General features: G+C 71.5%; 25 protein-coding genes and 1 pseudogene. 11 read left to right on the forward strand and 15 right to left on the reverse strand.

Annotated features, from left to right (window positions below; translation table 11 throughout):
- Positions 1-3704 (reverse strand): type I polyketide synthase (locus tag QLQ12_RS42085; protein WP_282766665.1); only part of this gene is annotated, 3704 nt, incomplete at its 3' end.
- A complete protein-coding gene (locus QLQ12_RS42090) occupies positions 3697-5451 on the reverse strand; it encodes a fatty acyl-AMP ligase (RefSeq protein ID WP_282766666.1) in 1755 nt (584 codons plus the stop codon). The genes QLQ12_RS42085 and QLQ12_RS42090, both read right to left, overlap by 8 nt.
- Positions 5452-5682: 231 nt before the next feature.
- Between QLQ12_RS42090 and QLQ12_RS42095 the strand changes: the two genes are divergently transcribed.
- Positions 5683-6966: a PucR family transcriptional regulator gene (locus QLQ12_RS42095; protein WP_282766667.1), complete on the forward strand. Its 1284-nt coding sequence runs from the start codon at positions 5683-5685 to the stop codon at positions 6964-6966.
- Here QLQ12_RS42095 and QLQ12_RS42100 read toward each other — a convergent pair.
- From QLQ12_RS42100 to QLQ12_RS42110, 3 genes are read right to left on the reverse strand one after another with little or no spacing between them, the layout of a single operon-like run.
- Positions 6926-7498 (reverse strand): carboxymuconolactone decarboxylase family protein, encoded by a 573-nt coding sequence (locus QLQ12_RS42100; protein WP_282766668.1) that lies wholly within the window; start codon positions 7496-7498, stop codon positions 6926-6928. The two genes, QLQ12_RS42095 and QLQ12_RS42100, sit on opposite strands and share 41 nt — an antisense overlap.
- Positions 7495-8331, reverse strand: coding sequence for an SDR family NAD(P)-dependent oxidoreductase (locus QLQ12_RS42105; protein WP_282766669.1), 837 nt, complete (start codon positions 8329-8331; stop codon positions 7495-7497). The genes QLQ12_RS42100 and QLQ12_RS42105 overlap by 4 nt, the downstream gene beginning before the upstream one ends.
- Positions 8328-10055 carry a hypothetical protein gene (locus tag QLQ12_RS42110; RefSeq protein WP_282766670.1) on the reverse strand — a complete coding sequence of 576 codons (1728 nt, stop codon included), beginning with the start codon at positions 10053-10055 and terminating at the stop codon, positions 8328-8330. The genes QLQ12_RS42105 and QLQ12_RS42110 overlap by 4 nt, the downstream gene beginning before the upstream one ends.
- A gap of 134 nt (positions 10056-10189) precedes the next feature.
- Between QLQ12_RS42110 and QLQ12_RS42115 the strand changes: the two are divergent.
- Positions 10190-10318: pseudogene (locus QLQ12_RS42115) on the forward strand (IS5 family transposase); the annotation flags it as partial.
- Here the strand turns inward: QLQ12_RS42115 and QLQ12_RS42120 are convergent.
- Together QLQ12_RS42120 and QLQ12_RS42125 are read right to left on the reverse strand one after the other, a co-directional pair.
- Positions 10304-11221 carry a GNAT family N-acetyltransferase gene (locus QLQ12_RS42120; protein ID WP_282766671.1) on the reverse strand — a complete coding sequence of 306 codons (918 nt, stop codon included), beginning with the start codon at positions 11219-11221 and terminating at the stop codon, positions 10304-10306. The pseudogene QLQ12_RS42115 and the gene QLQ12_RS42120 overlap by 15 nt on opposite strands.
- A gap of 6 nt (positions 11222-11227) precedes the next feature.
- A complete protein-coding gene (locus QLQ12_RS42125) occupies positions 11228-11929 on the reverse strand; it encodes a LysR family transcriptional regulator (protein ID WP_407651701.1) in 702 nt (233 codons plus the stop codon).
- A 91-nt stretch (positions 11930-12020) separates the two neighbouring features.
- On the opposite strand from QLQ12_RS42125, the gene QLQ12_RS42130 reads away from it, so the two are divergent.
- The gene (locus QLQ12_RS42130) at positions 12021-12755 is read left to right on the forward strand and encodes an SDR family NAD(P)-dependent oxidoreductase (protein WP_282766672.1); all 735 of its coding nucleotides are present in this window, start codon (positions 12021-12023) and stop codon (positions 12753-12755) included.
- 138 nt (positions 12756-12893) lie between these two features.
- Here QLQ12_RS42130 and QLQ12_RS42135 read toward each other — a convergent pair whose 3' ends face one another.
- From QLQ12_RS42135 to QLQ12_RS42145, 3 genes are all read right to left on the reverse strand, one after another.
- Positions 12894-13187, reverse strand: coding sequence for a YciI family protein (locus QLQ12_RS42135; protein WP_282766673.1), 294 nt, complete (start codon positions 13185-13187; stop codon positions 12894-12896).
- A gap of 11 nt (positions 13188-13198) precedes the next feature.
- A complete protein-coding gene (locus QLQ12_RS42140) occupies positions 13199-13768 on the reverse strand; it encodes a TetR/AcrR family transcriptional regulator (RefSeq protein WP_282766674.1) in 570 nt (189 codons plus the stop codon).
- Between the two features lie 240 nt (positions 13769-14008).
- The gene (locus QLQ12_RS42145) at positions 14009-14665 is read right to left on the reverse strand and encodes a calcium-binding protein (RefSeq protein ID WP_282766675.1); all 657 of its coding nucleotides are present in this window, start codon (positions 14663-14665) and stop codon (positions 14009-14011) included.
- A 739-nt stretch (positions 14666-15404) separates the two neighbouring features.
- Between QLQ12_RS42145 and QLQ12_RS42150 the strand changes: the two genes are divergently transcribed.
- Positions 15405-15779 carry an STAS domain-containing protein gene (locus tag QLQ12_RS42150; protein WP_282766676.1) on the forward strand — a complete coding sequence of 125 codons (375 nt, stop codon included), beginning with the start codon at positions 15405-15407 and terminating at the stop codon, positions 15777-15779.
- Positions 15780-15916: 137 nt separating this feature from the next.
- Here QLQ12_RS42150 and QLQ12_RS42155 read toward each other — a convergent pair whose 3' ends face one another.
- Positions 15917-16702, reverse strand: a complete 786-nt coding sequence (locus QLQ12_RS42155; protein WP_282766677.1) for a helix-turn-helix transcriptional regulator — start codon at positions 16700-16702, stop codon at positions 15917-15919.
- Positions 16703-16861: 159 nt separating this feature from the next.
- Here QLQ12_RS42155 and QLQ12_RS42160 point away from each other — a divergent pair, with 159 nt between their 5' ends.
- Positions 16862-17269 carry a hypothetical protein gene (locus tag QLQ12_RS42160; protein ID WP_282766678.1) on the forward strand — a complete coding sequence of 136 codons (408 nt, stop codon included), beginning with the start codon at positions 16862-16864 and terminating at the stop codon, positions 17267-17269.
- A 17-nt stretch (positions 17270-17286) separates the two neighbouring features.
- Here QLQ12_RS42160 and QLQ12_RS42165 read toward each other — a convergent pair whose 3' ends face one another.
- On the reverse strand, positions 17287-17814 hold the full coding sequence (locus tag QLQ12_RS42165) for a hypothetical protein (protein ID WP_282766679.1): 528 nt from the start codon (positions 17812-17814) through the stop codon (positions 17287-17289).
- A 354-nt stretch (positions 17815-18168) separates the two neighbouring features.
- Here QLQ12_RS42165 and QLQ12_RS42170 point away from each other — a divergent pair, with 354 nt between their 5' ends.
- The 3 genes from QLQ12_RS42170 to QLQ12_RS42180 all read left to right on the forward strand — a co-directional run bounded on the left by QLQ12_RS42170 (position 18169) and on the right by QLQ12_RS42180 (position 21423).
- Positions 18169-18945, forward strand: a complete 777-nt coding sequence (locus QLQ12_RS42170; RefSeq protein WP_282766680.1) for an ATP-binding protein — start codon at positions 18169-18171, stop codon at positions 18943-18945.
- Positions 18946-18979: 34 nt separating this feature from the next.
- Entirely contained in the window at positions 18980-20266 is a 1287-nt protein-coding gene (locus QLQ12_RS42175; RefSeq protein ID WP_282766681.1) for a PP2C family protein-serine/threonine phosphatase, read from the forward strand.
- A 335-nt stretch (positions 20267-20601) separates the two neighbouring features.
- Positions 20602-21423 (forward strand): ATP-binding protein, encoded by an 822-nt coding sequence (locus QLQ12_RS42180; RefSeq protein ID WP_282766682.1) that lies wholly within the window; start codon positions 20602-20604, stop codon positions 21421-21423.
- A gap of 253 nt (positions 21424-21676) precedes the next feature.
- Here the strand turns inward: QLQ12_RS42180 and QLQ12_RS42185 are convergent, their stop codons facing one another.
- Positions 21677-23311, reverse strand: a complete 1635-nt coding sequence (locus tag QLQ12_RS42185; protein WP_282766683.1) for a hypothetical protein — start codon at positions 23309-23311, stop codon at positions 21677-21679.
- The gene (locus QLQ12_RS42190) at positions 23308-24201 is read right to left on the reverse strand and encodes an ABC transporter ATP-binding protein (protein WP_282766684.1); all 894 of its coding nucleotides are present in this window, start codon (positions 24199-24201) and stop codon (positions 23308-23310) included. Before QLQ12_RS42190 ends, QLQ12_RS42185 begins: the two co-directional genes overlap by 4 nt.
- 183 nt (positions 24202-24384) lie before the next feature.
- On the opposite strand from QLQ12_RS42190, the gene QLQ12_RS42195 reads away from it, so the two are divergent.
- A complete protein-coding gene (locus QLQ12_RS42195) occupies positions 24385-24831 on the forward strand; it encodes an SRPBCC family protein (protein WP_282766685.1) in 447 nt (148 codons plus the stop codon).
- Positions 24832-24865: 34 nt separating this feature from the next.
- Positions 24866-25228 carry a hypothetical protein gene (locus tag QLQ12_RS42200; protein WP_282766686.1) on the forward strand — a complete coding sequence of 121 codons (363 nt, stop codon included), beginning with the start codon at positions 24866-24868 and terminating at the stop codon, positions 25226-25228.
- A 109-nt stretch (positions 25229-25337) separates the two neighbouring features.
- On the opposite strand, the gene QLQ12_RS42205 is transcribed toward QLQ12_RS42200, so the two are convergent.
- Positions 25338-25823 carry a hypothetical protein gene (locus QLQ12_RS42205; protein ID WP_282766687.1) on the reverse strand — a complete coding sequence of 162 codons (486 nt, stop codon included), beginning with the start codon at positions 25821-25823 and terminating at the stop codon, positions 25338-25340.
- Between the two features lie 241 nt (positions 25824-26064).
- Here QLQ12_RS42205 and QLQ12_RS42210 point away from each other — a divergent pair, with 241 nt between their 5' ends.
- Positions 26065-26853 carry a CAP domain-containing protein gene (locus QLQ12_RS42210; RefSeq protein WP_282766688.1) on the forward strand — a complete coding sequence of 263 codons (789 nt, stop codon included), beginning with the start codon at positions 26065-26067 and terminating at the stop codon, positions 26851-26853.
- Positions 26854-26888: the final 35 nt, after the last annotated feature.

Here is a 26888-nt window from a genome sequence, read left to right on the forward strand (position 1 = left end):
CGGCCCGGGACGGGCAGCCGGACCAGGCGGGCGGCCCACCGCTGCCCGTCCCGCCACGCGACCTCGTCGTCGCCGTCGCCGTCGCCGTCGCCGGCGGCGAGCTCGGACCACAGCCGGGCGGCCTGGGCGCCCGGGTTCTCGGCGGGATCGAGGTCCAGCCAGGTGGCGCGGGTCAGCGGCTGCTCGAACGCGAGGGTGCGCACCAGCCCACGGAGCCACGCGAGGTCGGGCTGTCCGGGCTCGGCCGACCCGGGCGTCGCACCGCCCCGGGTGACCAGCAACAGCCGCCGGGCGCCGGCGGCGGCCGCGTGGACGGCCGAACCGGCGAGGCGCAGCGCGGCCACCGGGTCGGGCAACGCGCCGGCGGGCGGCGCGATGAGCACGAGATCCCGGCCCGCCAAATACCCATCGGCCCCGGCCGGCTGATCTCCCGCCCCGGCCTCATCCGCTCCCGCAGGCTGCATGCCCGGCTCGTCCCGGTCTGCAGCCGGGGGCCGGACATCCGGCTCGTCCAGGTCCGCTCGCCGGGTGTCCGGCGGTGCCGCCGGGTCCGTCAGGACCGCCCGGACCAGCGGATCGTCGTCCCGGCCGAGCAGCGTGACCGCTCTGGCCGCGCGGTGGTCGGCCGTGGGGTCGTCGGACGCGGGGTCGTCGGACGCGGGCGCCGGTTGCCGCCGCCACGCCAGGCCGAGCAGTCCGTCCAGGAGCGCCGGCCGCGCGGCGTCGGGCGGACCGGCCCGATCCGGCACCGGGTCGATCCAATGCCGGTCGCCTCGCCACGGCGGCGCCGGCAGATCCAGGATTCTGGAGGGTCCGGCAGGCGGCCGATGCCCGTGCGCACAGACTGTCGCCAGGGCCCGGCCGAACGCGTCCGGGTCGTCACGGCGCAGCGTTCCGGTCACCAGCGGGTCGGGCACGCCGGCCGCGGCCAGTGTCTGGCCGATCGGGCGGACCAGCACCGGGTGCGGCGAGATCTCCAGGAAGAAGCCGAAGCCCGCGTGCGCCGCGCCCCGCACCGCGTCGGCCAGCCGCACCGGTTGCCGCAGGTTCGCCAGCCAGTATTCAGCGTCCAGGTCCGGTGTGCTGGGCGGAACGGGTGTCCCCGGCAGCACGGGTGGTTGGGGCAGCACCGTGGAGAAGAACGGCAGGCGGGGTTCGCGGGGCCGCAGGCCGCGCAGTGCCTCGCGCAACTCCGGCAGCAGCGGGTCCACCGCCGGGGAGTGCCCGGCTCCCTCCGTGGTCACCGTGCGCACGGCGTGGCCCCGCGCCGCCGCCCGTGCGGCCAGGACGTCCACCGCCTCCGGTGGGCCGGTGACGACCAGTTGACGGGGTGCCGCCAGCACGGCCACCGACACCTGCGGCAGGTCGCCGGCCAGGTCGGCCAGTTCCTCCTCGGACAGTTCCATGACGGCCATCGCGCCCGGGCCGACCGTGGCGAGCAGCCGCGCCCGGCGGACGATCAGCCGCACCCCGTCCTCCGGGGACAGCGCGTCCGCGACGACCGCCGCGGCCACCTCACCCATCGAGTGCCCGATCACGGCGGCCGGGCGCAGGCCGTGCCGGCGCCAGAGCGCGGCGAGCGCCACCTGCAACCCGAACGTGACGGGCTGGGCCTGCGCCACGGACAGCCGGGCGTCGCCGCTCAGGGCGTCACGCAGGCTCAGGCCCAGCTCGGCCCGGAAGGCGGGCGTCAGGTCGTCGACCGCCGCCGCGAAGGCGGGCTCTCGTTCCAGCAGCGCCCGGCCCATGCCCGGCCAGTGGGCGCCGTAGCCGGAGAAGACCCACACCCCGCCCTCGGCCGCGCGGGAACCGCTGCCGGTGGCCGACAGGGGGTGCGCACGCCCGGCGGCCACCGCGGACAGCCCCGCCACCAGCGTGGCCGGGTCGCGGGCCAGCACGGCGGCCCGCACCGGTCCGCGGTCGCCCCGGCGCGCCAGCGTCCCGGCGACGTCCCGGGCCAGACCCGCGTCACGGTCGCCCGCACCGGGCTCTTCGCCGTCGGCCCGGTCGGCCCGGTCGGCCTGATCGCCCCGGTCGGCCAACCAGGCCGCCAGTGCGCCAGCCTGGTCACGGACCCGGTCCAGGTCACGATCGGAGATGACACAGACGGCCGCCTCATCCCGCTCGGTCGCCGGCGAGTCCGGGAAAGCCACCGAATGATCCGGGTACGCCTCCAGGACGGCGTGCGCGTTGGTGCCGCCGAAGCCGAAGGCGGACACCCCCGCCCGGGCCGGCCGGTCACGTGCCGGCAGTGGTTGCGCCGCCACCGGCACCCGCAGCCCCCAGGCGTCCAGCGGGATCCGTGGATTGACGCGTTCGGCGTGCAACGTCCGCGGAACCATCCCGTGGCGCAGGGCGAGCACCGCCGTGATGAATCCGGCGACGCCCGCCGCCGCCTCCAGGTGCCCGATCCGGGACTTGACCGAGCCGATCAGCAGCGGGTCGCCCGCGGGCCGGCCGGCGCCGCAGACCGCGCCCAGCGCTCCGGCCTCGATCGGATCCCCCAGCGGGGTGCCGGTGCCGTGCGCCTCCACGTAGTCCACCGTCGACGGCGGCCAGCCGGCATCCGCGTACGCCTGGCGCAGCAACGCCTCCTGAGCCTTCGGGTTCGGCGCCACCAGCCCGTTGGAGCGCCCGTCGGAGTTCACCGCGCCGCCGCGCAGCACCGCCAGCACGCGATCGGAGTCCCGGACGGCGTCGGACAGCCGCTTGAGCACCACCACGCCGCAGCCCTCGCCGCGGACGATGCCGTCCGCATCGGCGGAGAACGGCCGGCACCGGCCACCGGCGGCCAGCCCGCCGGCCCGCCCGAACGCCACCGTCAGGGCCGGGTCCAGCATCAGGCTGACACCCGCCGCCAGGGCCAGGTCCGTCTCGCCGCTGCGCAGGTCGCGGGCCGCGAGGTGGATCGCCACCAGCGACGACGAGCAGGCGGTGTCCACGGCCATGCTCGGCCCCCGCGCGTCCAGCAGATACGACAGCCGGTTCGCCGCGATGCTGAGCGCCGCGCCGGTCGCGGTCCAGCCCTCCACCCGGTCCAGTTCCGCCGTGGTCAGGTGGGCGTACTCGCTGGCACAGATGCCCACGTAGACGCCGGTGCGGCTGCCGCGCAGCGCGGCCGGGTCGAGCGCCGCGTGCGCCAGGGCGTCCCATGCCACCTCCAGCAGCAACCGCTGCTGCGGGTCCATCAGCCGGGCCTCGCCGGGCGCGATGCCGAAGAACGCGGTGTCGAAGCGGGCCACGTCGCCGAGAAAGCCGCCCGCCCCCTGCACCGGGCCGGTGGCCAGACGCCGCTGCCAGCGCTCCGGCGGGACCGTGCGCACGGCGTCCCGGCCGTCCATCAGCAGCCGCCACAACCGGTCCGGATCGTCGGCGCCGCCCGGAAACCGGCACCCCATGCCGATCACGGCGACCGGTTCCGGCGTGGTGGGCGGGACACGCTGATCCGCCGGCGCCGGCTCGCCGGTCATCGCCCGCTCGATCGCGTTGACGGTCGGGTGCTCCCAGAGCAGGGTGGCGGGCAGCGGCCTTCCCAGCCGCGACTCCAGCAGCCCGGCCAGTTCGACGGCCTCGACCGACGAGATGCCGAACTCCACCAGCGGGCAGTCCCGGTCGATCTCCTCGGGCGCGAGCCCGCAGCGGCGGGCCACCCAGGCCGACACCGCGGCACCGACCGGCAGGTCGGGGGAGAGTTCGTCACGCATCGCCGGCACCCCCACGGCCTTCCGCCGCCGGGCCGAGCGCCAGGTACTGGTCCCGGCAGGCCGTTCGCGAGACCTTTCCACTGGTGGTCCTGGGTATGCTGCCCGGCTCGACCAGCACGACGTCGTGCAGGGCCAGGTCGTGGCGCCGCCACACGGCCCTCCGCACGGTGCGGGTGATCTCGTCCGGGCGCCAGTCCGCGGCGCCCGCCGACCGGGACCGCTCGGCCACCACGACCACGCCTTCGTGCTCCTCGACCGGCACCGTGAACGCGGCCACCCGGCCCAGCACCCCGCAGGCTCCGGCCGTGGTCTCCTCGACGTCCTGCGGGTAGTGGTTGCGCCCGGCGACGATCATCAGGTCCTTGAGGCGGCCGGTGACGTACAACTCGCCGTCGTGCCGGACTCCCAGGTCGCCGGTGCGCAGCCAAGGACCCTGCGGCAGCCCGTCCGGCACCGGCCCGGCGAGCGTCGCCCCGAAGGTCTGCTCGCTGTGTTCGGGCCGGCGCCAGTACCGGCGGGCCACATTGGGCCCGTGCACCCAGATCTCTCCCACCTGACCGTCCGGCACGGCCACCGCCCGGCCGAGGGCGACGATCGCGACGCGCTGGCCGACAGGGTGGCCACACGAGACGAGCGTGGCGTGGTCCGCTCCGGCTTCCGCGGGCACGGCCTGGCCGGCGCCGAGCCGGGCCCGGTCGAACGCCGTGGTCCGGGGCCGCCGGTCGAGGCCGTCGGCGGCGACGAAGACGGTCGCCTCGGCCAGCCCGTACGCGGGGGCGACAGCGTTCTCGTCCAGGCCGGTGCCCGCCGCCGTGAGCCGCCGCGCGAAGCGTTCGAGGGTGGCCGCCCGGACCGGCTCGGCGCCGTTGAGCCAGCGGAACACCCCGCGCAGGTCCAGTCCGGCCAGGTCGTCGTGGCCCAGCCGGCGCAGACAGTAGTCGTACGCGAAGTTCGGCGCCGCCGTGTACGCGGCCGGTTGTCCGGAGAGCAGCCGCAGCCAGCGGACCGGTTGCATCAGAAACGCCGCCGGGTCGAAGAACACCGCCCGGGTGCCCGCCCACATCGGGATGGCGACGGTGGCCAGCAGGCCCATGTCGTGGAACAGGGGAAGCCAGTTCACGCCGGTGACCGGCGACCGGTCACCGATCAGCGCCCGCTGGATCTGGTGCACGTTGGCGGTCAGATTGCCGTGCGTGATCTCCACTCCGGCCGGTGTGCGGGTCGAGCCGGACGAGTACTGCAGGTAGGCGACGTCGTCCCGGCGGACCGGTCCGGGCGGCGGGCCGGTCCCCGGGGAGCCGTCGGCCACCACGATGGTGGCCCGGCGTCGCCGGGCGGCGACGAACTCGTGGACGCCGGCGCTGCTCGCCGGGTCGGTCACGACGCAGGCCGGGGCGCAGTCCTCGTAGGTGGCGGCCAGCCGGTCGGCGTGCCCCGGCAGGCTGGGCGCGAACAGCGGCACCGCGATCATGCCCGCGTACCACGCCGCCGCCATCGCGACGACGTACTCCAGGCCGGAGGGCGCCAGGACGGCGACCCGCTCGCCGGGGCCGGCGACCCGGCGCAGCCGCTCGGCCAGCCCGGTCGCCTGCCGGTGCAGCTCACTCCAGGTGCATCCGTGCGGGACGCCCCGGGGATCGGCGAGATGGTCGACATAGGTGTACGCGAGGGTGTCCGGCCGGGTGCGGGCCCAGGTGGCGAGCCGGTCAGCCAGCGGCTCGTCGTTGCGCACCACGGCCAGCGTCATGGATTCTCCCCAGGGGTGGCGCCGGCGGCGTGCCGGCGGACTGGGGATCGAACGTAACGGCGGGATCCGGGACCCGGATCGAGCCCAACTGATCCAGTTTTCCGGCGATGTTGTCAGCGGCGTGACACCCCGCGGGCGGATCCATTTCCGTAGTGCCATTTCGACGATCGGCGTGGATATGATCCGGCACCCGGCTCCCGCCATCGCGATGGCGTATCGGAAGGAGCAACCATGGGCATGGCACCACTCGGTACGAGCGTTCCGGTCGGCCACATGCTGCGGCGATGCGCCGCGAACCTGCGAGCCGACATCGACATGGTCGTCGCCGACACGGTGCGCGCGGTGGAGTCGGGCATCCCGGAGTACGCGAGACCCGCCGACGAGGCCTACCACCGGACCCTGCACGCCGGCGTCGAGCAGGCGTTGCACGGTTTCCTGGGCATCCTGGAGCGGCGCGACGACACCACCTGGCGGGACGTGTACCGGGCGATCGGCGCCGGTGAGATGCGCGAGGGCCGCAGCCTGGACGCCTTGCAGGCGGCCATCCGGATCGGCGCCCGGATGGGCCTGCGGCACGTCGTCGAGTTCGCCGAGTCCGAGTCGCTGACCCCGGGCATGGTCGGCTCGCTCGCCGACGCGATCTGGTCGCACGTCGACGACCTGGCGGAGGCGGCCGCGGAGGGTTACGCGGAGGCCCGCGCCGCCGAGGTCGGCGATCTGGACCGGCGCCGCCGCCGGCTGCTCCACCTGCTGGTCGCCGATCCGCCGGCCGGCGACGAGGCGGTTGCGGCGGCCGCGCTGGCCGCCCGATGGCCGATGCCCCGGCGGCTCGCGGCCGTGGCGATCGCCCCGGGCGAGGTGCAGACCCTTCCGCCGGTCCTGCCGCCGGATGTGCTCGCCGACCCGCGGCACGCCGAACCGGTGCTGATCGTGCCGGACCCGGAGAGCCCGGCGCAGCTCCGTCTGATGGTCAACACTCTGGCCCGGTACCGGGTCGCGGTCGGCCCGGCGGTGCCGCCGGAGGCGGCGGGCCACTCGCTGCGCTGGGCCCGGCGCGCCCTCGATCTGCACGGCCGGGGCGTCATCGGCGGCGACGGCGTGATCTGGTGCCAGGAGCACCTGGGCATCCTGGCCGTCTTCCAGGACGAGGCGCTGCTCGCGGCGCTGGTCGAGCGGCGGCTCAGCCCGCTGGCGGCCATGCGGGCGAGCCAGCGGGAACCGCTCGTCGACACGTTGCTCTCCTGGCTGCAGCACAACATGAACGCCAACGCGGTGGCGGCACACCTGCACCTGCACCCGCAGACCGTCCGGCGCCGGCTGCGCCAGCTCGACCGGCTGTTCGGCGAGCGGATCCACGACGGCGACGCGCGGTTCGAGCTGGAGATCGCGCTGCTGGCCGAGCAGGCCGGACGGGCGGAGCGGGTCCGGCACGCGAAACGCGACGAGCCGGCGCCACACCCCGCCGCCGCGCGGGTCACCCGTCCGGGAGCTCCGGCCGTACGCCGAGCGCGTTGAGCGTGCCGGCCAGCATCGCGTACTGGCCGGCGAGCAGGCACAACTCGATGAGCCGGCGCTCGTCGTACGTCTCGCGCAGTCGTTGGAAGACCGCGTCGTCGAGGGTCCGGTGCGCGATGAGCTGGTCCGCGGCGTACAACAGGGCCCGTTGGTGCTCGCTCCAGCCGGGCGCGTCCGGGCCGGCGCCGACCCGGGCGATCTGCTCGGCCGTGAGGCCGGCCCGCCGTGCCAGCCGCACGTGCTGGTGCCACTCGTAGTCGCTGCCGCAGCCGACCGCGACCCGCAGGATCACCAGTTCCGCGTCGGCCCGGTCCAGCGTGCCGTAGGGCATCAGCCGCGCCGCGAACCGCAGCCAGGACCGGAACAGCCGTCGGTGCCGGCCCAGGGTGGTGAGGATGTTCGGCACCGGGCCGCCGAAGCGCCGCGCGACGGCGCGGCACAGCGCGGCGTTGATCGCGCCCAGTTCGGCGCGCGTCCCGGGCGGCACGCGGGGGTGTGCCGGGCGGCGGACGGGCCCGGGGAACGGGATCATCGCGGCTGTGTGGTGGTCAGCGGGGCATGCTCGGACCGGGCGATCGCCAGCGTTCGCGGCAGCCCGCGCCGCGCGCCGACGTCGACGATCCGCTGCGCGAGGGCCCGCACCGGCAGCACCGCGGCGACCCAGCCGGGCGCGATCACCCGGCGGGACCGGCGCGCGACGCCCCGCTCGATCGCGCCGACCGCGGCGTCGATCGGCGCCACGCGGGTGCCGGGCAGGTCCGGCAGCCGGCGCGCCGCCGCGGTGCCGAAGCCCCGTGCCGTCATGTCGGTGTCGATCTTGGCGAAGTACGCGACGCCGACCCGCGCGCCGGTCGCGTGCAGTTCGATGCGCAGCGTGTCGGCCAGTGCCTCGACGGCGGCCTTCGAGGCGCTGTAGGCGCCGAGCAGGGGCGGGTGCAGCGCCGCGGCCAGCGAAGCCACCGCGAGGGCGTAACCGCCGGGGTGGGCGATGTGCGGCGCCGCCGCGCGCAACGTGTAGTAGGTGCCGAGCAGGTTGACCCGCACGGTGCGCTCGAAGATCGACGGGTCGCCGCCGGCGAGCGGCAGTTGCGCGGCCACCCCGGCGTTGGCGATCACCACATCGAGACCGCCCAGCATGTCGGCGGCCGTCGCCACGGCCGCGTCCACCTGCTCGCGGTCGCCGACGTCGCACTCGTACCAGGGAGCCCCGCCGCAGTCCGCGGCGACCTGGCCGAGCCGTTCGGGCTCCAGCCCGGCCAGCGCGAGCCGGTAACCGCGCTGGTGCAGCCGGCGCGCGGTCGCCGCGCCGATGCCCCGGGCCGCGCCGGTGACGAGCACCCGGCGGCCGGCCGGCGTCGCCGTCATGACGCCACCGCGAAGCGGGCGAGGGCGGTGGAGACGATCTCCGGCCGGCCGCCGTGCTGCACCGGCGCCGCGGTGAGCACGTCCAGGTGCTCGTATCCCGGCGCGACCAGCACGTTGTGCTCGGGCGGCAGCGTCCGGCCGGCGAGCAGACCGTTGCCGGCCAGCAGCGTGATGACGGGGTTGGCGGTGAGCCCCCGCGGATGCGCCACGAAACGGGTGATCTCCGGCGCGGTGTGCAGCTGGATGTCAGTGACCAGCCTGGTGGGGAAGTACTGCTCGGTGAAATCCAGCGGGTGCTCGGCGAAGCTGCGGGCCAGTTCCGCCAGGTCGGTCACCTCTTCGGCGGGCGTGCTGAACAGCTCGCCGTCCGAGGTCCGGTAGGCCGGGTCGTCCGGCGCGCCGATCCGGTCGTAATTCCGCCAGGTGTACAGCGGCCCGTCCGGCTCGTCGGGAATTCCCAGCGGCCGGTCGCCGAGGAGGCCGGCGACCGGGCCCAGGGCCGGATCCCGGGTCAGGTCGGCCGGCACCGGGAAGTCCTTGTCGGCGATCCGGCCGCCGTCGAAGAAGCCGGCGCTGGCCGCCATGAACGACAGCGGCTGCGAATTGTCGTCGAGCAGGCTGCCCAGCACCGCCGCGTTGGTCATCCGGAAGTCGCGTGCCGACGGCGTACCGGTAAGGAAGGTCTGGAAGTCCTTGGAGAACAGGATGCGCTGGGTGGTGTCGATGGTGGGGTTCGACGGCAGCGCCGGCTGCAGTGTCTCGCCGTCCGGATCGGTCCGGGCCGCGAGCCCGGCGATGGCGAGCAGGTTCATGGTCTCCGCGTTGATGAGCGCGGACGCGGAGACGGTACGAGGCAGCACGCCGCTCTCCAGCCCGGCCTTCACGAGCGCGTACCCGAGGCCGACGTCCGGCAGCATCCCGTCCGGCGTCGCCCCGCTCAGGTCGGCCAGCGACGTCGAGATGGTGGTGTCGAGCGCGAAGTATCCGGCGCATTGGCGGTATCCGGCGTCGGCCGTCGTGCGCCGGTCGCCGTCGAAGTCCCAGACGGCGAAGTAGCCGGTGATCACCCCGCCCAGCGAGTGCCCGCCACAGTGCACCTTGCGCTCGCGGGTCGCCTGATCGGGCAGTTCCGCGACGAGTAGGTCGTACTCGTCGCGCACGGTCTGCTCCAGACCCACCCGGGCCAGCCAGCCGACCCTGCTGTCGTCCAGGAAGCCGGCGAACCGCCGGTCACCGACGGCCCGGCCGTGGTAGTAGTAGTCCAGCGCCACCCGCACGTCGCCGGCCGCCAGCCCGGCCCGGATGCCGGTGCGGTCCTCCAGGCAGTTGGAGCGCCGGTCCAGCGCCCAGAACTCGATGTGGCTGCCGCGCCGGGCCGCATCGGCGACGGTGTTGCGGGCGACGCTGTCGAAGGCGCCGGCGCCCTCCAGGATGCCCGGCTGGGCGATCAGGATCCGGTCCGCCTGCTCCGATCGCACCGGCCCGCCACGGTCCCGGTACCGCAGGTAGCGCAGCCAGTCGCAGCCTGACGGGCGCGGCCCGGCCGACGCGGGCAGCGGTATCCGCACGGCGACCTCGGTCTCCACCACGCTCGTGATGGGACTGCCGCCGGCGACGACGGTTTCGGTGCGCGCGGCGGCCCGGGCCGCCGGCGTGGGCATCAGCGCGCCCGCCAGCAGTGTGAGAACGACGAGACCGCGCGTGTTTCTGCTCGTCAACATCATGGCGTTCGGTCTATCAGCATGGATCGATGCCTGTCGTCGCACTGCGGTGACACGTTTGCCGCGGCGTCTTGTCACCGGCCCGACATCCCGCCACCGGCTGGTCGGTGAGCGTCGATTCCCCGATCAGCGAAGGAAGCAAGACCGACCAGGACGCACATCGCAAGGCCAAAGGTTCGAAAGATGGGCGGCCACCCGCCTTCGAGCCGCAGCAATACCGGCTCCGTCACGCTGTGGAACGCCCTGCCGAGCTAGATCGTGGTCGGAAGCGTCGCAGTGCACGAGAATTGTGTGGCGACCGGCCGATACCCGAGCCGAACATTGACCGCCAGCATCGGCAGGTTCGACTCATCGTTACTGGTGTAAGCCACCTTCGCCCCGACAGCCGCGGCCCGGTGCAAAGCGGCGGTCTTGACGAGTAGCGCCAGTCCTCGGCCTCGGTACTGGGGCACCGTGGCCGTGATCTCCGACCACACGCGGTCGCCGTCGCGCAGCACCAGCGAGAACGACGCGATCTTCGTCCCCATGACGGCCACCGTGCTCGCGTCGAAGTCCAGATCGGGATTCTCCCAAACGTCGCGCCGCCACGATTCATATGGCATCGGCTGAGGCGCGGCATCGCCGGGCTCGTCCGTCGCGGCGGCCATATCCGCCTCGTAGAACGTTGCTTCATCTACCTCGCTCAGGGGGACAAGCCGGATTTGGGCGGGACTCACGGGCAGATCTGGGAGAGCCGACAACTCCAACGCGGAGTAGCGGATCTCGCGGGTCGGTGCGAATCCGTGCCGGCGCGCGAAACCCACCGCCTCGGCTGTCGCGATGGTCGCCACCCGGCTGACGCCCAAACCTCGCAAGTGTTCCCGGGCGGCGCCGAAGAGCTCATTCCCGATGCCGCGACGGCGATGCGCGGCGTGCACGTGCAGCAGCGAGATGCGGCCGAACCCCGGCTCGGCCACACGCAGTTCCCGGTGCGCGACGACCCAGCCCACGACCCTTCCCGGCTCTGTGACGGCGACAAAGCTCGCCCGCTCCTCTCCAGCCGGCGGAGACTCGATCATGGCGCGAACCGCGCGCTCCCCGCGTACCAGATAGGGATAGACGGAGGCACGCAGCGCGACTACTGCCGGGGCATCGGCCGGTGCTGCCGGCCTGATCACAAGGGTGGACATAGCCGCTCACTCTAAAGTTCTCGCGGGGAAGGCACTGTCCCGGACGATATCTGTCCACACCGCACGACTCTTACGGTTGAAGCGATGAGAATCTGACCCGCCGTCGGCACGTCCCCGCCCGCCGTCTGCGGGTGACTCCGAGCAGTGGGGCCGGCGGGTCCTCGTCATAGCCGGGCGGCCGTGCGGATGAGCCCGGCGACGGCTCGGGAGCGGCCGTGCGGTGTCCTCGGTGTCGAACCCGGCGAGGGCGTCGAAGGGGCGCTGCATGAGCGCCACGTCCGCACGGCCGTCGCGCAACATCCGCGCCTGGTCTCCCATTCCGCACAGCAGCACCTCGATCTCGGCCGCCTCCGGTTCGGCGGCGTGGGCATCGAGAAGCTTCCGCAGCAGCTCGTGATTCGTGCCGGCCTTCGTCGCCAGCGTCAGGCTGTTCGGAAAGGACGCGGCGCGGCGGGTGCGGCGGGCGGCCGCTGCTGCCGCGTCGAGAATGGCGCGGGCCTCGTGGAGCAGCACCTGACCCGCGCCGGTGAGGGTAACGCCACGACGGTTGCGGTCGAACAGGGTGACACCGAGTCGCCGCTCGAGCTGCTGAATCGCCCGGGACAGAGGCGGCTGAGCGATGCCGAGGCGCTCAGCCGCCGGGCTGAAGTGCAGTTCCTCGGCGACGGTGACGAAGTACCTGAGTTCGCGCGTCTCCAGTGTGTCCACCGCGCCACGATACGGCGGTGATACCGGTCGGGTATGACAGCACACCTGATCGGTGTGGGGATCCCGATCGCCGGCGGCCAACATCAAGGTCATGAGCGACAAGAAGACCGCGCTGGTGACCGGCGCGAACAAGGGACTCGGGTACGAGATCGCGGCCGGGCTGGGCACGAGGAGCTACCGCGTGGCGGTGGGCGCCCGCGACAAGGCCCGTGGCGAGGCGGCAGTCAAGGCTCTGCACGCCGCGGGGGTGGACGCGTTCGCGGTTTCGCTGGACGTGACCAGTGACCGGAGCGTCACCGAGGCCGCGGAGCTGATCGGACGCCGGAGCGGGCGCCTGGACGCCCTGGTCAACAACGCCGGCATCTCGGGGGAGACGGGACCGGGATGGGTGCAGGATCCGACCACCCTCGACATCGCCGTCGTCCGTGAGGTCGTGGAGACCAATGTCTACGGTGTGATCCGGGTGACCAACGCGATGCTGCCGTGGTTGCGGCGCTCGGCGTCGCCGCGCATCGTCAACGTCTCCAGCAGCGTCGGATCGGTGACCTGGCAGGCGGACCCGGCCATCGAAGTCGGTCCGGTCATGGCGGCCTACTCACCGACGAAGTCGTACCTCAATGCCGTCACCGTGCACTACGCGCGACAGTTCACCGGCACGGGCATCCTCATCAACGCCGTCTGCCCCGGCCTGGTCGCGACCGACTTCACGGGTTTCCAGGGGCGGCCGCCTCAGCAGGCCGCGGCCGCCGCGGTTCGTCTCGCCACGCTGCCCGACGGCGGCCCGACCGGCTCGTTCTTCAACGACGACGGCCGCATCCCCTGGTGACGCCGAGGGCCCCGCGACGAACCGTCCGCCGCGAGCGGTACCCGGCCGGCCGAGCGGGAACATCGGCGCCTCGACCGGCTCGCCGCCCGTGGCCGGATCCGCCGGGTGCCGGGCCCCGGTCACCGGCTGAGACCGGGATCAGCCGGCCGGGACGAGGAAGTCGAGCCGGTGGTCGGCCATGCCGGGCGTGATCTCCAGGATCTCGGCGTCGACGACGCGATGCACGACGAACGGGTCCTCGGCCACCCGCCGCTGCAGCTCCGGCAGGGTGGTCTCGTGCGCGAGCACCGCGCCGCCGAGGCCGGGCCGGATGCCGCCGACCAGCAGGAACACCTGGTCGTCGAGGCCCTGCCGGATCCATTGCTGGTGGCCGGGCATGTGCTCGGCGGCGGCTGCCTTGTTCTCGGAGAACCGGAGTAACACGATGAACATGCGATTCCTCTCTACAGGGTGAGCCCGCCGGCGAGCCAGGCCTCGAGGCGGTCCACCTCACGGCGTACGAAATCGTCGTCGCCGAAGGCGTTGGCCAGGGTGGCGACGCCCTGGCTGAAGGCCAGGACGTGCAGGGCCATCGCGTCCGCGGTGGCCGGGTGATGGCCGAGGGCGGTGAATTGTCCGGCCAGCCAGTCGCGGAACAGCGTGAACAGGGCAACGGCCTCCGGCCGCGACGGGTGACGCAGCTTCGCCAGCTCCGCGGTAAGGGTGCCGACCGGGCACCCGAATTCGCGGATGTCCGCGCCATTGGTCAGCACGATGCGGATGAAGCGACGGATCCGCTGTGCCGGGTCGGCGGTCTCGGCTGCCCACTGCCGCAGCATGTCCCTCGTGGTCTCGATGCGGAAGTCGATCACCGCCGCAAGGATTTCGTCCTTGGTGCGGAAGTGGTAGTAGAAGTTGCCCCGCGAGATCCCCACCGTCTCGGCGATCGCCGTGAACGACGTGTGCTCGAAGCCCTGCTCGTAGAAGAGGCGGTCAGCCGCCTCGACGATCTGCGCACGAGTCGTCGCGCTCACTGCCATCACTGAGTCCCGTCGCACACCGGCCGTTGCTAGGACGGCCGTCCTAGCAAGGGAGATCCTAGGACGGCCGTCCTAGTCGCTGCCAACGGGGTGTCCACCGCGACCACCGCACCCGGCAGGGTGTCCCAGCGGTGGAGCCGAACGGACCGGCCCGCTGTCGACCTATTTCGACAGGGCAGGGCAGCAGCCCGGCGAAGTTTTCTCGCCGGGCCGCTGCCGTTTTGATTCAGCTGCCTATTGTTCGGTGTATTCGCAGTTGACGAACGTGTCGTTCCCCGCGCCGCCGTAACAGTAGTCGTAGCCGGGTCCCCCGTCGATGGAGTCGGCCCCGGCGCCGCCGTAGAGGCGATCGCTACCGGCGCCACCATACATGCGGTCGCCTCCGGCGTCGCCGTATTGGGTGTCGTCGCCGTTGTTGCCGTATTGGGTGTCGGATCCGGGCCCGCCGTATTGGGCGTCGTCGCCGGCGCCGCCGTATTGGGTGTCTGCCCCTGCCTCGCCGTATTGGGTGTCAGCGCCGGCGTCGCCATACTGGGTGTCGGCGCCGGGGCCGCCATTCTGCCGGTCGTTGCCGGCGCCGCCGTATTCGAAGTCGGCTCCGGCCTGCCCGTAGGTGGTGTCGTTTCCGTCGCCACCGCAGATGTAGTCCGATCCCATGCCGCCGTAGATGGTGTCGGCGCCCCCGAGCCCGTCCAGGTATTCGGCGCCGCCACTGCCTTGATACGTGTTCGCCGCATCGGTTCCGTACCAGTTCGCGGGCGCGCATCGGGAGTCCGCGCCCGGCGGCGCGACCGCGGTGGTCGGTGCGGCGGCCTGGCTGGGCAGAGCTGTCGCGAAGAGTCCGCCAGCGGCGAGAACGAAAGCACTACCCGTACGCGTCATCAGTCTCATTGATGATTTCCGCATCCTTGTCTCCTCCTGGCCGGGATGTTCCGGACGGCCAGAGTGCTCTCGCTGAATCTGTTTCCGGCCCATGAATAATTGGGCCGCTCGCAAAAGCGTGATCCGGAATCCGCCCGGGATTCATCTGACGCCTTGAGCATGCACCTGTTGAGGCGAAGATCGGAAGGCGGTTCCCCCAAAAAGAATGTGAAATATTTCTGACGACTGCCGTGGACGGTTTGTTACGCACGTTGATGGCCATCTTCACTCGATGGCGATCATGCGTTTTCGTGGAGGTGGGGAGTTGCCTATGTAAAGAGCTGTCTTCACTCTTCATATACGGGCGGCGGGCGTTGACCTCATTGGATCGCGAAGACGCATTCTGTCGATCATAATCTTGTCTTCGGATCGAAATATTAGACGCCCCCTGGTTTATGGAGGACTCTGGTGGCCGCCGCCCGGCTTGATCTCTTCCGGTGGGCATGGGGACGCAGCGGCATCCATCTCGCAGTGACTTGCCGGACGCTCGGGGGCATTGATCGAACCGCGGCCGTCGAGTATCGGAACGTCGCCGACCTGCGGTGTGGTTAGCCATGCGGTCGTACGGTGAAGGTAACTGTCGGCGGGGTGGCCAACTCGATCGTCGTCGTGACGCGCTTCTCGCAGCGCCTCCCGCCGTTGGAGCCATGGACGCAGCCGATGCGAGGGAGACATGGTGGCAACTTTTGACTCCGAGACCGACCTCCGGTTGCTCGTCGCCGCGGCGCGAGACGGCGTGCGTGAGGTGGAACTGTCCGGCAACCTCGACTTCTCCACCGTCGAACGTGCGCGACGGGAGTTGCTGGATCTGATACCGGGCACGCCCGTGTTGGCACTGAACGCGGCAGGGCTGTCATTCTGCGACGCGGCGGGGTTGCGGCTGCTGCTCCAACTGCATGATCAGGCAAAGGCGTGCGGGTGCCGGATCGTCGTGTGCGCCGCGTCGCCCGCAGTGGACTGGTTGCTGCGGTTGACCGACCTCGCCATGATCTTCGACTATCCGCCCGCCGCGCCGTCCGTCTGTGACGACCTGCCACGGACGCAGGAAACCCACAGGACACCGACGTGGACGAGTGATTCCTAGACGAGTGATGACCGGGGTCACCTGTGTGGACGTGGGTGGTTGCGGGGTGAATAGGTGAGGGTCTCCATGATCGACGTTGCCGAGCACCATGGCGGTCTGCAGTCGCTGCTGAACATCCGCTCAGAACGCACGAGCAGCTAACATCCGTCCTGACTCGATTCGATGCGCAGGGTACGGCTGGGAGGCTGGCCGTAGGCGGTGCGGTAGTCGACGGCGAACCGGCCGGGGTCGGCGAACCCCCAGCGGCGGGCGATCGCGGCGACGGTGTCGCCGCGGGCAGGGTCGCCGGTTTGCAGGTCGCGGTGCGCGCCGTGCAGTCGGGCGCGGCGTAGGTAGCCGGTCGGGGTGGTGTCGCCGTGCCGGGCGAACGCGGCCTGCAGCCCGCGCACGCTGATGCCGGCGGCGGCGGCGATGTCGTCGACGGTGATCGGCTGGTCGGCGTGCGCGTCGATGTAGGCCATCGCCCGGCGTACCGCGGCGGGCGGGACGCGGCCGGGCCCGGGGGTGTAGTCGATGCTCATCGTGGTGTTCGGGAACACCGCCAGCACCGCCGCCGCCACGGTGTCCACCGCGACAGCTCGCAGCAGCGGCTGACCGATGGCGGGGTCGGGCCCGGCGCACATCCGGCTCAGATACGCCAGGGTGCCCAGCCAGTGCCGTTTCATCTGAGCTGATACCGCCGCGAGCCCGTCGAACCGCAGGTTTGCCGGGTCGACGCCGAACCGGCGGGCGATGCGCGTCACCGCGGGCAGCGGGATCCGTATGGTCCGCACGGTGAAGTGGTCCCAGACCGCCTCGAGCGTCCGGTGAAGGGGGATCAGTGCGGCGTCGCCGGCGGCGAACTGGTCACGCTGGCCGAGGCTGAGGACGGCCGGCCTGCCCGGCTCGCTGCCGCCGGTCCGGTTCGCCAGCGATGCGGGCATCGCCGGGCTGGAGGCGTTGCAGGACACCTGGGACGAGGGCCCGGCCCGTGACGCCACCCGCCGGCACCGGCCGGTGCCGGCCACCGATCTGAAGACGCGTTCTGGCAGCGGTGCTGGCCCCGGTTCACCCCGGCCGCCCTCGATGCCGGGGTGCGCTCGGTGTACGCGCTGCCATTGCACGCCGGCGGAACCCGCCACCACGGTGCCCTCACCGTCTACCGGCACACCTCGGGCAGGTGGGACGACACTCACCAGGACAACGTCGAGACGTTCGCCACCGCGGCCACCGAACTACTCACCCTGCAACAGCGTGGCCTGGACCTCACCGGCGCGTTCAGCGACGCCCGCCGCGACGACAGCATCCTGCTACTGGCCGCCGGCACACCACGGGGCCCCCGACCCGATCCCACTCTGCCGCTGATCCGCTGGTTCCAGCACGCCACCCTGCCCGCCGTCCGCACACACCTGCACGCCGTCGCCACCCGCCACGGGCCGGCCCACGACCGGTACCGGTTCGTGCTGGCCGTCCACTATTCACCCCGGAACCACCCGCGTCCACGCAGGTGACCCCGGTCATCACTCGTCTAGTGTTCGTGGTTGACGAGGCCGAACTGTTGATCGAGGTCGGCGTGGAAGGCCGGCGGGGTCACCGTGGAAGTCAGGATGAATTCGTAGGCGGCGTCGTCGGGTCCCTGGGCGAGGAGATGGCCTCGGATCTCTACCTCGTACCAGCCGGGCGGCACGGCGACGTGGCGGTGTTCGGGGTGGTCAGGCGCCCAGGCGGTGAGGTGCCCGGCACCACACAGCAGCAGGGACCCGGTTTCGGTGCCCAGGACCCATCCGGGGGATGACAGCTGCGGGGTGGTCCACGGCGAGCGGTCCGAGGCATGTCGAACGAGCACGGTGTAGTCGCCGGCGTCGACGCCCATGACAGGTATGGCGATGCCGTCGTGGGCGACGCGGTCGCCCTGCTCGGTCGTGGTGAACACGTCCAGCAGATTCGTGCCCTCGGTGTTGCCGCCGAGGGCGTGGTCGAGGCGGGCCGGGTCGAGCAGCACGAAGCCGAACAGCTCGGGAAAGCAGCCGGTGAACCGCGCGACGGGAAACACCATGGCGGTGACGGTAGACGACCGGCGCCGGACACGATCGCCCGCCACCTTGAACCGCGCAAGGGGAAGGGTTCGATGTTCTCTTCTTTCCAGGCCACAAGAGGTTCAGTGTGAAGACAACGTGAATTCTCCACTCGGGCATGCGAGGGGATTGTTGCAGGGGATTGTTGCACGTATTAATAGTGATCTCAGACGTGCTCCATACTCGATGACAATGAGATTCCGCGGCCATGGGACTCGGATGCCGGCGGCTGAATACCCGATCGAGAGATTGTGCCTTGATAGGTGTCGCCGTTCGGGGCGACGATGGAGTGTCAGACTGCCCGACGAGGCGAAGGCATCCGTATGGAGCATCCCGTGCACGTCGAACTCACGGCGCCGGACACGGTCAGGATCGTACTCACCGGGCCGGTGATCCTGGTGCGGCACGGCGAGGTACTGGCGCTGGTCGAGCGGGCGTGGAAAGCGGATCCCGTCACGCAGGTGTTCGTCGACCTGAGCGAGGTCACGTCGCTGGACTCGTCCGGAGTCGCACTGCTGCTCCTGATACGCCGCCGCGTGCTTCGTGCCGGCAAGGCGTTCCGCCTGCACGGGGCGCGCCCCGAGGTGCGTCGGCACCTGGACCTGGCAGGCCTGACCATGTTGTTCGGATTGCCGCCGCTGAACGATGCCGGCCGCTCGGACGCCGGTCACCGGACCGCGGATACGTCCGAAGGAACGGGAAGCAGCGCCGAGGCCGTGGTCGAGATCCTCGCCGAACCGTTCGACCGTGCCGGAATAAGACTCGTCCGGCAACGACTGTCCAGTTACGCCGCCAGCTGCGGAATATCCGAGCAGGAACAGTACAAGCTGGTGCTCGCCGCGTCAGAGATCATGGCCAACGCGGTGCTTCACGGTGGGGGGTCCGGCCGCATCACTGCCAGCCGCCGGGGCGACCGTCTATGCCTGGAGGTCGTCGACCACGGCCCGGGCATCCCGCGCCACTATCTGGGTGAACGCCCCCGACCGCGCCCGGGCCGCATCGGTAGCTCCGGCCTGTGGCTGGCCGATCAGATATGTGAGCGCGTCGACATCGACACCGGGCGCGACGGCACCACGGTGCGGCTGGTCTTCGTTCTGTCCACGATCGACTAGGGCGGGTCCCGCCATGGACCGAGCCCTTGACGACATGACGAACAACGGCGGCGCCGCGGCACGAGAGCTCACGCCGCCGGACCTGCTCATGGCGGCCTACCGGACACTGGGCGGAACGCTCAACCTGCACCGCAACGCCGCTGCCGCCGTCCGGCTCGCCGTGCCTTCACTGGCCCGGGTGGCGGTACTGGTGCTCGCCGCCGACCGGCAGCAGGCGCAGTGGTGGATGGCGGGCCACCGGCCGGCGGCTCACCCACCGGATCACGAGAGCTACGGCGCTGTGGCCTGCTTGCCGAGCTGGATCGGGCGCATCCTCGCCGACGCGATCGGTGTCAAGGCGCACCCCGTGCCGAGTGGACGACGGTTCCTGCCTGACGGTACCGAGCACGACGGCCACGGAATGGTCGTGACGTTGTCGTGCGCATACCAGTGCCAGGGTGTGTTGGTGCTGCTGAGAGACGTTCGGCAGGAGACTTTCGCTGATGCCCATCAGTCGGTCGCGGTGGAGTTCGCCGCAGCTGTCAGCCGTGCCGTGACCGCGGCGATGCTCTATCGCGACCAGGTTCAGGTTGCCGACACACTGCGTGCCGCGCTGATGCCCACTCCGTTGCCGTACGTCGCGGGCATCGAGCTCGCGGCGTCGTACCGGCCGGCGCGCGAGGCGCTTCGTATCGGCGGTGACATCGTTCATGTCGAGCCCCTTGCCGAAGGGAGCGCGCTCTGTGTCCTTGGCGACGTGTGCGGTAAGGGCATCGACGCGGCGGTGGCCGGCAACCGTCTGCGACAGTCCCTCCGAGTCCTTCACCGGGTCACTCGCCAGCCTCTGGACATGCTGAACCTGTTGAATGACGCGACCTTCGATCCCGACACGGCAGAAGCGACTCAGTTCACCACAGTGATCATCGGCGTGGTACGGGCGATACCCGGGGGAGGCGCTCTGTTGCGCCTGGCGGCAGGCGGTCACCCAGCTCCGCTGGTGGTGCGGCGGACCGGCACGGTACAGCGAGTGCACATCGGCGGCATGATGCTCGGAGCCGAATGCCCCGCGACGTTCGCCGAGGCGGTAATCTGGCTTGCCCCGGGGGAGAGCTGCGTTCTGTACACCGACGGAGTGATCGATGCCGAGGGCGGGCCCCGGGGAGAGGCCTTCGGCCAGAACCGCCTCGTCGCGCTCCTGGCCGAGTACGCCGGCATGCCCGCCGCTCTGGTGGCGGAACGGATCGATCAACGCACGGACGACTGGTTGAACAGGGCCGACCATGACGACATCGCGGTGCTCGTCCTGAGGGCGCCTCAGCCGTTCGAGGCGTCACCGCACTGAACGTCGTCGCGGTATCGGGCGTCGCTCTCGGCCGTGAATGTTTCCAAACAATTGCAGATTTGTTAGCTGGTTCCAACGTTGAAGAAATTTGCAAAAATTGCGCGCCATCCTTGCTCATTTGTGACATCGAGTGCAAGGCTTTCCAGTGCGAGTTTCGGCTGGGACGGCCGACGCTGCGCGCTAGGCACTTGGTTGTATCGCCCCGTCTGCGATCACTGAGGAGCGTGCGCCATGGAGCGCATCCACTATTCAGGGTCCCCGCTACGGCGCAGCCATCGGTGTCCGCACCCGGCCGCTGGCATAGCAGGCTCTCCGCCAGTCGCAGAGAGCGCCTCATGAGCTACTGGGCTGTGGGCCGGCCCTGTGCAACCGAGTTCGACCTGCTGTGCAGTGTGGTGGCGGACGAGACCACGGCGGTCCTGGAGCTGACGGTCGACGGTTGCTGGGCGCGCCGGCGGGAACGGTTGACAAGGCCGGTGCTGGATACGTGCCTGGCCGGGCATCCGGCCGGGGTTCTGCTGGACCTGCGTCACCTCAAGGATCCGGCGGCGTGCAGTGGGTCGCTGTGGTTGACCGCGGCTTCCGGAGGTGACCGGATGCGGCCACCGGTGCCGATAGCGGCATGCCTGCCTGCGGCGACATCCCTGGCCGGCAAACTGACGCGACGGAGCGCGCGTCGCCGTATGCCGGTGTTCGCCGCCCTGGCCGACGCGCGTGCCGCGCTGGCCGGCCGTCGACCGCCGACCGATCAACTGCATTTCGGGATCTCTCCCACGACATTGTCCGCGGTCTCCTGCCGCCGGGCCGCCGACGAGGCATGCCGAGCGTGGCGCCTGCCGCAGCTACGCGATCGAGCCCGGCTCCTGCTGTCCGAACTGATCGCCAATGCTGTCGAGCACGCGGGCACCCGCATCGAGGTGACGATCTCGCGACTCGGCCCGGCTCCTCGCGGAACACTGTGCCGCAGCGCGGGCCTCCGCCTGGTGGTCTGCGACGAGAGTCCCCAGATACCGACGGTGCGTCATCTCGGAACCGACGGAGCGGAGCGAGAGCTTCTGACACGCGGTCTGGGATTACGCATCGTCGATGCGGCCGCCGACGCCTGGGGTGTGCTCCCCACCCGCTGCGGCAAAATGATCTGGGCCATCGTTCGGTGACGGCATGGCGGTCAGAACCCCGTCACGGGACAGCGCCATGACGGTTCCGATGGGTCGCCGGCCGGCTCGTGCCAGCACGACGATCCACGTCGTCAGGAGGACCGCGATGGCGGCGCAGGCAACGATCGCGTAGTACGGCACACGGACGGCCAGGATCGATGCGGCCAGGGCGGAACAGAGGCAGCCGAAGACCAGGCTGGGTCGACGATTTCGCACACGTACTCCTCGGGTGTCGGTGAAGGATTTGTCCGGGTCAGGAGCGCAGGTCGCGCCGGCGATAGCCAGCCACGCCGCCACCGGCCAGGAGGGCGGCCAGGCCGAGCATCACCGCCGTGGCGGCCCAGTCCGGGCCGGTGAGGGGGACGGGCGCGAGATGCGCGAAGGGGGAGAGCTCACGCAGCCACTGCGGTGCGGCGACGCTGTCGGCGATCACCAGCAACAGGAAGCCCCCGGTCGCGGGCAGCCCGCCGGCCACACCCACCCAGCCGGGCGCCCAGCCGGTGGCGAAAGCGGCCGCACCCACGCTGAGCAGCACGATCGGCAGGATGTTCCACACGCCGTGCAGGGCCGCCACCAAGGGGAGGTCCCCGCCGATCGCCGCGACACCGGCCCAGGTCGCCAGCCCGGCGACGGTGACCAGGACGGCGGCGGCCGCCGCCGTCGCGGCGAGGTCAACGCCGAGCAGCCGGGTACGGCTGACCGGCGCCGCCGCCAGCAGGCTCATCCGCCGGTCGGTCTCCGCGCTCACGAACGCCGCCATCCGCACCGCGGCGAACCCGCCGGCCGGCATGGCGAGGATCGCGAACAGGGTCGCCACGAACCCGGCGACGCTGCCGAGCCCGGCGAATCCGGCGCGGGCGGCCTCGTTCGCCAGGACCGGGTTGTCGGCCAGGAACTCCGTCACGGAGACCGTGGTCACCCCGATCAGCAGGAAGTAGGCGCCGACACCGAGGACCCAGCCGGTCAGCGGCCGCAGCGTGCGGCGGATCGCGAACAGTTCGACGCTGCCGAGCAGCCTCAGCCGGGCACGGCGACCGGATGCCGCCGCGATCAGCCCGCCGCGCACCTCCCGCCGGCCCGCTGCGGCCGGTACGGCCACGGCGACAACCGCGACGGCCGCGAGCAGAACCAGCAGCGGTACGGCCCGGTCCTGGACGTAGGGGCCGCTGAGGGCCAGGAGCCCGAACGGCGACAGCCAGCGCAGCCAGCCCAGTTCGGTGATGCCGTCGCCGATCATGCGGGCCAGCAGCGAGACCCCGAGCACCGCGACCGCCGAGCCGGTGGCCGGGGCCCGGGTGGCGAAGACCTGTGCGGTGAACGCGGCCACGGCGGCGAAGAACAGCCCGAGCAGCCCGGTGCCGATCCCGTGCACCAGCGCGCCGGTCAGTGGGGTGCCGGCTCCCAGCAGCACGCCCGTGATGCCGCAGCCGGTGGCGGCGGGAACGAGCATGACGACGGCCAGGTGGCGCACGACGGTGTGGCGCAACGCGATCCGGCCGGACAGCAGGACATCCCACCGGCCGGCGTCCTCCTCGCCGCGGGTGATGCGGGTGGTGGCCAGGATCGACCAGGCCGCCAGCAGTACGGCGGTGACGGTGCCGACCCGCCACACCGTGAACCCGCCCGCGGTGTCCAGACCCGCCGGAGTGCCGAACAGGGTGCGGATCGCAGGGTTCCCGGCGAGAGCCGCCAGGCTGCCGGCGGCGGCCGGATCCGCCATCACCCGCGCGTAGGTGGCCGCGACGAGCGCGGTCATCCCGGCGGCGAGAACGGCGACGATCGGCCCGGTACGGCGGATCTGCCGAATCGCCAGGCCGGTGACCGCCCGCCCCGGTGCGGGTGGAACCGGCAGGCCGGTGGCCGTGGGCGAGAGGGCGGTGGCGCTCATCGGGCCGTCTCCGTCCCGTAGTAGTCGAGGAAGATCTCCTCAAGACTCGGTTCCCGTACGGCCAGAGCGGTCACGTCGGCGGCGGCGAGAGCCAGCAGAGCCGGTGCGGGCGGGCCGGCGAGACTGAACCGCAGCCGCCCGTCGCCGGCGGATTCGACCGCCTCGATGCCGGGAACGGCCGACAACTGTGGCGCGGTCCCGGTGTAGGAGACGGTCACCTCGCAGCGGTGCAGGCCCCGCAGCCGGCCGATCGTGGCGACCTCGGCCAGGCGGCCGGCGCGCAGGATGCCGACCCGATCGCAGACGGCCTCGACCTCGGCGAGTTGGTGGGAGCTGAGGAAGACGGTCTGGCCACGGTCGCGCGCGGAGCCGACAGCGGTACGGAACTCGCGTTCCATCAACGGGTCCAGCCCGCTGGTCGGCTCGTCGAGCACGAGCAGCGGCGCCCGGGTGGCGAACGCGGCGATCAGGGCGACCTTCTGCCGGTTGCCGGTCGAGTAGGTACGGGCCGGTTTCGACGGATCGAGGGCGAACCGTTCGATCAGCTCATCCCGGTAGGCGGTGTCGGTACCCCGTCCGGTCCGGGCCTGCAGGTGCAGGATCTCCGCCCCGGTCAACTGCGGCCACAACGCCACATCGGCCGGTACGTAGGCCAGTGAGGCATGGGCGCGGGTCACGTCCCCGGCGTCGGTCCCGAACACCTCCGCGTGCCCGGCGCTGGGGCGGGCCAGGCCGAGCAGCAGCCGGATGGTGGTGGATTTGCCGGCGCCGTTGGGGCCGAGGAACCCGAACACCTCACCCGGCTCGACATCCAGGTTCAGGTGATCAAGGGCGGTCAGGCGGCCATACCGCTTCGTCAGTTCAACAGCGCGCAGCGCGGGAACGCTCATCGCGGGAGGTCCTTCCGGTCGACGTGGTTCTATGACCGCCGACCAGACTTCCCGGCACACCTGTCGCCCACCGTACTCGCGCCCGTACCCGGAGGGAAGCCCACCGGACGGCCGACGCCCCCGCTGGGGTCCTGTCCGTGCACGCCTGTGGACGTGTTGAGGTGCGTGTGCTCGGATTGTCGAATGCGCTTCGACGTCGACACGAAGGCCTCACCGGAGCAGGTGCGCCGCGCCCTCACCGACTTCACCGGCCGCCGGCTGCAGATATGGAACCGCACACTCGACCCGAAGACCTACGAGGTACGCGAGCAGGGCGACACCTGGGCGGTCGCCCGGGAAGGGACTCCTGGATCACCCTTCTGGGTCGTCGCCCGCTACGACTGGTCTGACGCCGCCGTGATCCGCTGGACGGTCGTGGAGAGCAGCTACGGGGGAGGGGGCGACGGTTTCGTACGGATCATGTCAGAAGGCGAAGGAGGCACCCGGCTTCACGCGGAGTGGACCACTACCGGAGCCCGCATCTCGCAACGGCCGCTGCTGTTCCTGCTGCATCATGGCCCGGCGGGCCGGCTGATCTCGCGGCTGTGGGCTTCTGCGCTGGACCGATACGCCGAGGATGATCGGCGCTGACGAAGCTTCCGGCGGCCACCAGAGCCCGAATCTCGTGAGCGATGCCACCGTGCGGCCGCGAGTCCGTACCGGCCAGCACGGTCACCCCCGCCTCGACGGCGACCGCGCCACCCGCCGCATGCTGCGAGTGCACCGCCAGGCGCCCGCCGACCGCATGCACGCGTGTGACCGCATCGCGCAGCACGTCCACCGGCAGGATGTCGTCGCCGGGCTTCCAGTCGATCACCACTTTGGCCCAGCCGGTGCGGGCGGCCTGCTCGGCTGCGACGGCCGGCAGGTCGGCCGGCTCGGGACGACGGCCCCAGCCCGGCATGAACTGTCCCTGCTGAGCGAGCCAGGGGCCGGCGTGGAAAGCTCGCGGGCTTTCGTCGGGAAGACCGAAGCCGCGGACTCGTAACACTGCCACCACACCATCCCGCACCGCATCCCGCCCCCATGGGCAGGCAGCCAGCATGCCATCTCGTCAACGTCTCGAACGGCGTGGCCGGCTCGCAGGCCGGGCGGACCTATGGGGCGTCGGAGGTGTAGTCGAGTGTGAAGGGTGGCGCGGAGTCATGCAGCGGTGTCACGCTGCCGTCGGGGCCGGAGGCATAGGCGTGGCCGTCCTGCACGTAGAAGTTCCACGACGGGCGCAACGACAGCTCCTCTCGCGCCTGGCCGATCCATCCCTGCGTCAACGACCACCGCGCCAGCCACGTCGGCACTGCCAGCATCAGTTCATACATGGCGTCGTCGAGAACGAACGTGCGCACGAACAGGCCGAGCGAGCCCGGCCGGTTCACGTACGGCCGCTGAGCGACCAATGACCGAACGCTACCGCCCGGCAGAGGATCGTCCTGCTCGGTGACCAGGCAGGGCCAGTCGATCTCCAGCTCAGGCTCTTCGGGCAGCCGGTCGGCAAGACCGAGATGGAAACGAAGCTCAGCCAGGAACGACGCCGGCGCGTCGGGCCGCAGGCGCAGCGAGAGCGTCCATTCGTAGTGCAAGCTCACCGGCTTCGACCCGCCCCAGGCTCAACGTGATCCACTGGCATGCCCCGTCAATGTAGCCGTCCTCAAGCGACCCGGGACCGGCGTAACCCGGCTGCGCCGGGCGGTGGAGGCCGCACGCCGACGGCGGCAACCGTTCGGTGACGATCACGCTCCGGTTCTGCGATCATCGCTGCGCGATACCCGGCCGAAGTCAGAGGTGAGCCCGCGGACAGCGGGTGCCGCACTTCGGAAGGGCCTGTTCTTGCGCCAGCTTCTTCGCCGCCTCGCCGTGACCGCCCTCCTCGCTCCGGTCGCCGCCATCGGCGCCACCACGATGATCGCGAGCCCGGCCGAGGCCGTTCCGGCGGAGTCCGGCCTGTCGCACCCCGGCCCGTGGAATAACGGCTCGTCACAGCCCGGTTCGTGGAAGAACGGCCTGTCGCACCCCGGTTCGTGGAAGAACGGCCTGTCGCAGCCCGGTTCGTGGTGGAACGGCTCCTGGAAGCCCGGCCCGGCCAAGCGCGGCCCGTCGTGGCCGATCCCGGCCCAGCCGACCACGCCTGCTCCGGCCAAGCCCGCTCCAACCACGCCCGTCCCGGTGACGCCTGCTCCGACCAAGCCCGCCCCTGCGGCGCCCGCTCCGACCACGTCCACCCCGGGAAACTCCACCGAGCAGGCCCTGCAGACCGAGATCAACCGCCTGATCAACGTCCAGCGCAGCAGCAACGGCTGCGCCGCCCTGACGGTCAACGAGCAGCTCACCGCTGCCGCCCGTAGCCACAGCGCCTGGATGGCCCAGACCGGCACGTTCTCCCACACCGGCAGCGGCGGCTCCACCTTCGTCACCCGTGTCAAGGCCGCCGGCTACGCCCAGCCCTCCGCGGAGAACATCGCCATGGGCTACCGCACCGCCGCCGAGGTCGTCGACGGCTGGATGAACAGCTCCGGTCACCGCACCAACATCCTCAACTGCCAGTCAAAGGCCGTCGGCGTCGGCGTCGTCCACGCCGCGGACGGTTCCCCCTACTACACCCAGAACTTCGGCTACTGAGCCGGTGAATGCCGTGATGCCCCAGCCGCCCCCCA

Origin of the sequence: Actinoplanes sandaracinus (assembly GCF_030009775.1) — a bacterium.
In the GTDB taxonomy this organism is placed as follows: Bacteria; Actinomycetota; Actinomycetes; order Mycobacteriales; family Micromonosporaceae; genus Actinoplanes; species Actinoplanes sandaracinus.

Coding starts and splice junctions, on each gene's coding strand:
- QLQ12_RS42090 (WP_282766666.1), bottom strand. CDS start 5,451: ATGACGCTGGCCGTGGTGCGCAACGACGAGCCGCTGGCTGACCGGCTC.
- QLQ12_RS42095 (WP_282766667.1), top strand. CDS start 5,683: ATGGGCATGGCACCACTCGGTACGAGCGTTCCGGTCGGCCACATGCTG.
- QLQ12_RS42100 (WP_282766668.1), bottom strand. CDS start 7,498: ATGATCCCGTTCCCCGGGCCCGTCCGCCGCCCGGCACACCCCCGCGTG.
- QLQ12_RS42105 (WP_282766669.1), bottom strand. CDS start 8,331: ATGACGGCGACGCCGGCCGGCCGCCGGGTGCTCGTCACCGGCGCGGCC.
- QLQ12_RS42110 (WP_282766670.1), bottom strand. CDS start 10,055: ATGATGTTGACGAGCAGAAACACGCGCGGTCTCGTCGTTCTCACACTG.
- QLQ12_RS42120 (WP_282766671.1), bottom strand. CDS start 11,221: ATGTCCACCCTTGTGATCAGGCCGGCAGCACCGGCCGATGCCCCGGCA.
- QLQ12_RS42130 (WP_282766672.1), top strand. CDS start 12,021: ATGAGCGACAAGAAGACCGCGCTGGTGACCGGCGCGAACAAGGGACTC.
- QLQ12_RS42135 (WP_282766673.1), bottom strand. CDS start 13,187: ATGTTCATCGTGTTACTCCGGTTCTCCGAGAACAAGGCAGCCGCCGCC.
- QLQ12_RS42145 (WP_282766675.1), bottom strand. CDS start 14,665: ATGAGACTGATGACGCGTACGGGTAGTGCTTTCGTTCTCGCCGCTGGC.
- QLQ12_RS42155 (WP_282766677.1), bottom strand. CDS start 16,702: ATGCCCGCATCGCTGGCGAACCGGACCGGCGGCAGCGAGCCGGGCAGG.
- QLQ12_RS42165 (WP_282766679.1), bottom strand. CDS start 17,814: ATGGTGTTTCCCGTCGCGCGGTTCACCGGCTGCTTTCCCGAGCTGTTC.
- QLQ12_RS42175 (WP_282766681.1), top strand. CDS start 18,980: ATGACGAACAACGGCGGCGCCGCGGCACGAGAGCTCACGCCGCCGGAC.
- QLQ12_RS42180 (WP_282766682.1), top strand. CDS start 20,602: ATGAGCTACTGGGCTGTGGGCCGGCCCTGTGCAACCGAGTTCGACCTG.
- QLQ12_RS42185 (WP_282766683.1), bottom strand. CDS start 23,311: ATGAGCGCCACCGCCCTCTCGCCCACGGCCACCGGCCTGCCGGTTCCA.
- QLQ12_RS42190 (WP_282766684.1), bottom strand. CDS start 24,201: ATGAGCGTTCCCGCGCTGCGCGCTGTTGAACTGACGAAGCGGTATGGC.
- QLQ12_RS42195 (WP_282766685.1), top strand. CDS start 24,385: ATGCGCTTCGACGTCGACACGAAGGCCTCACCGGAGCAGGTGCGCCGC.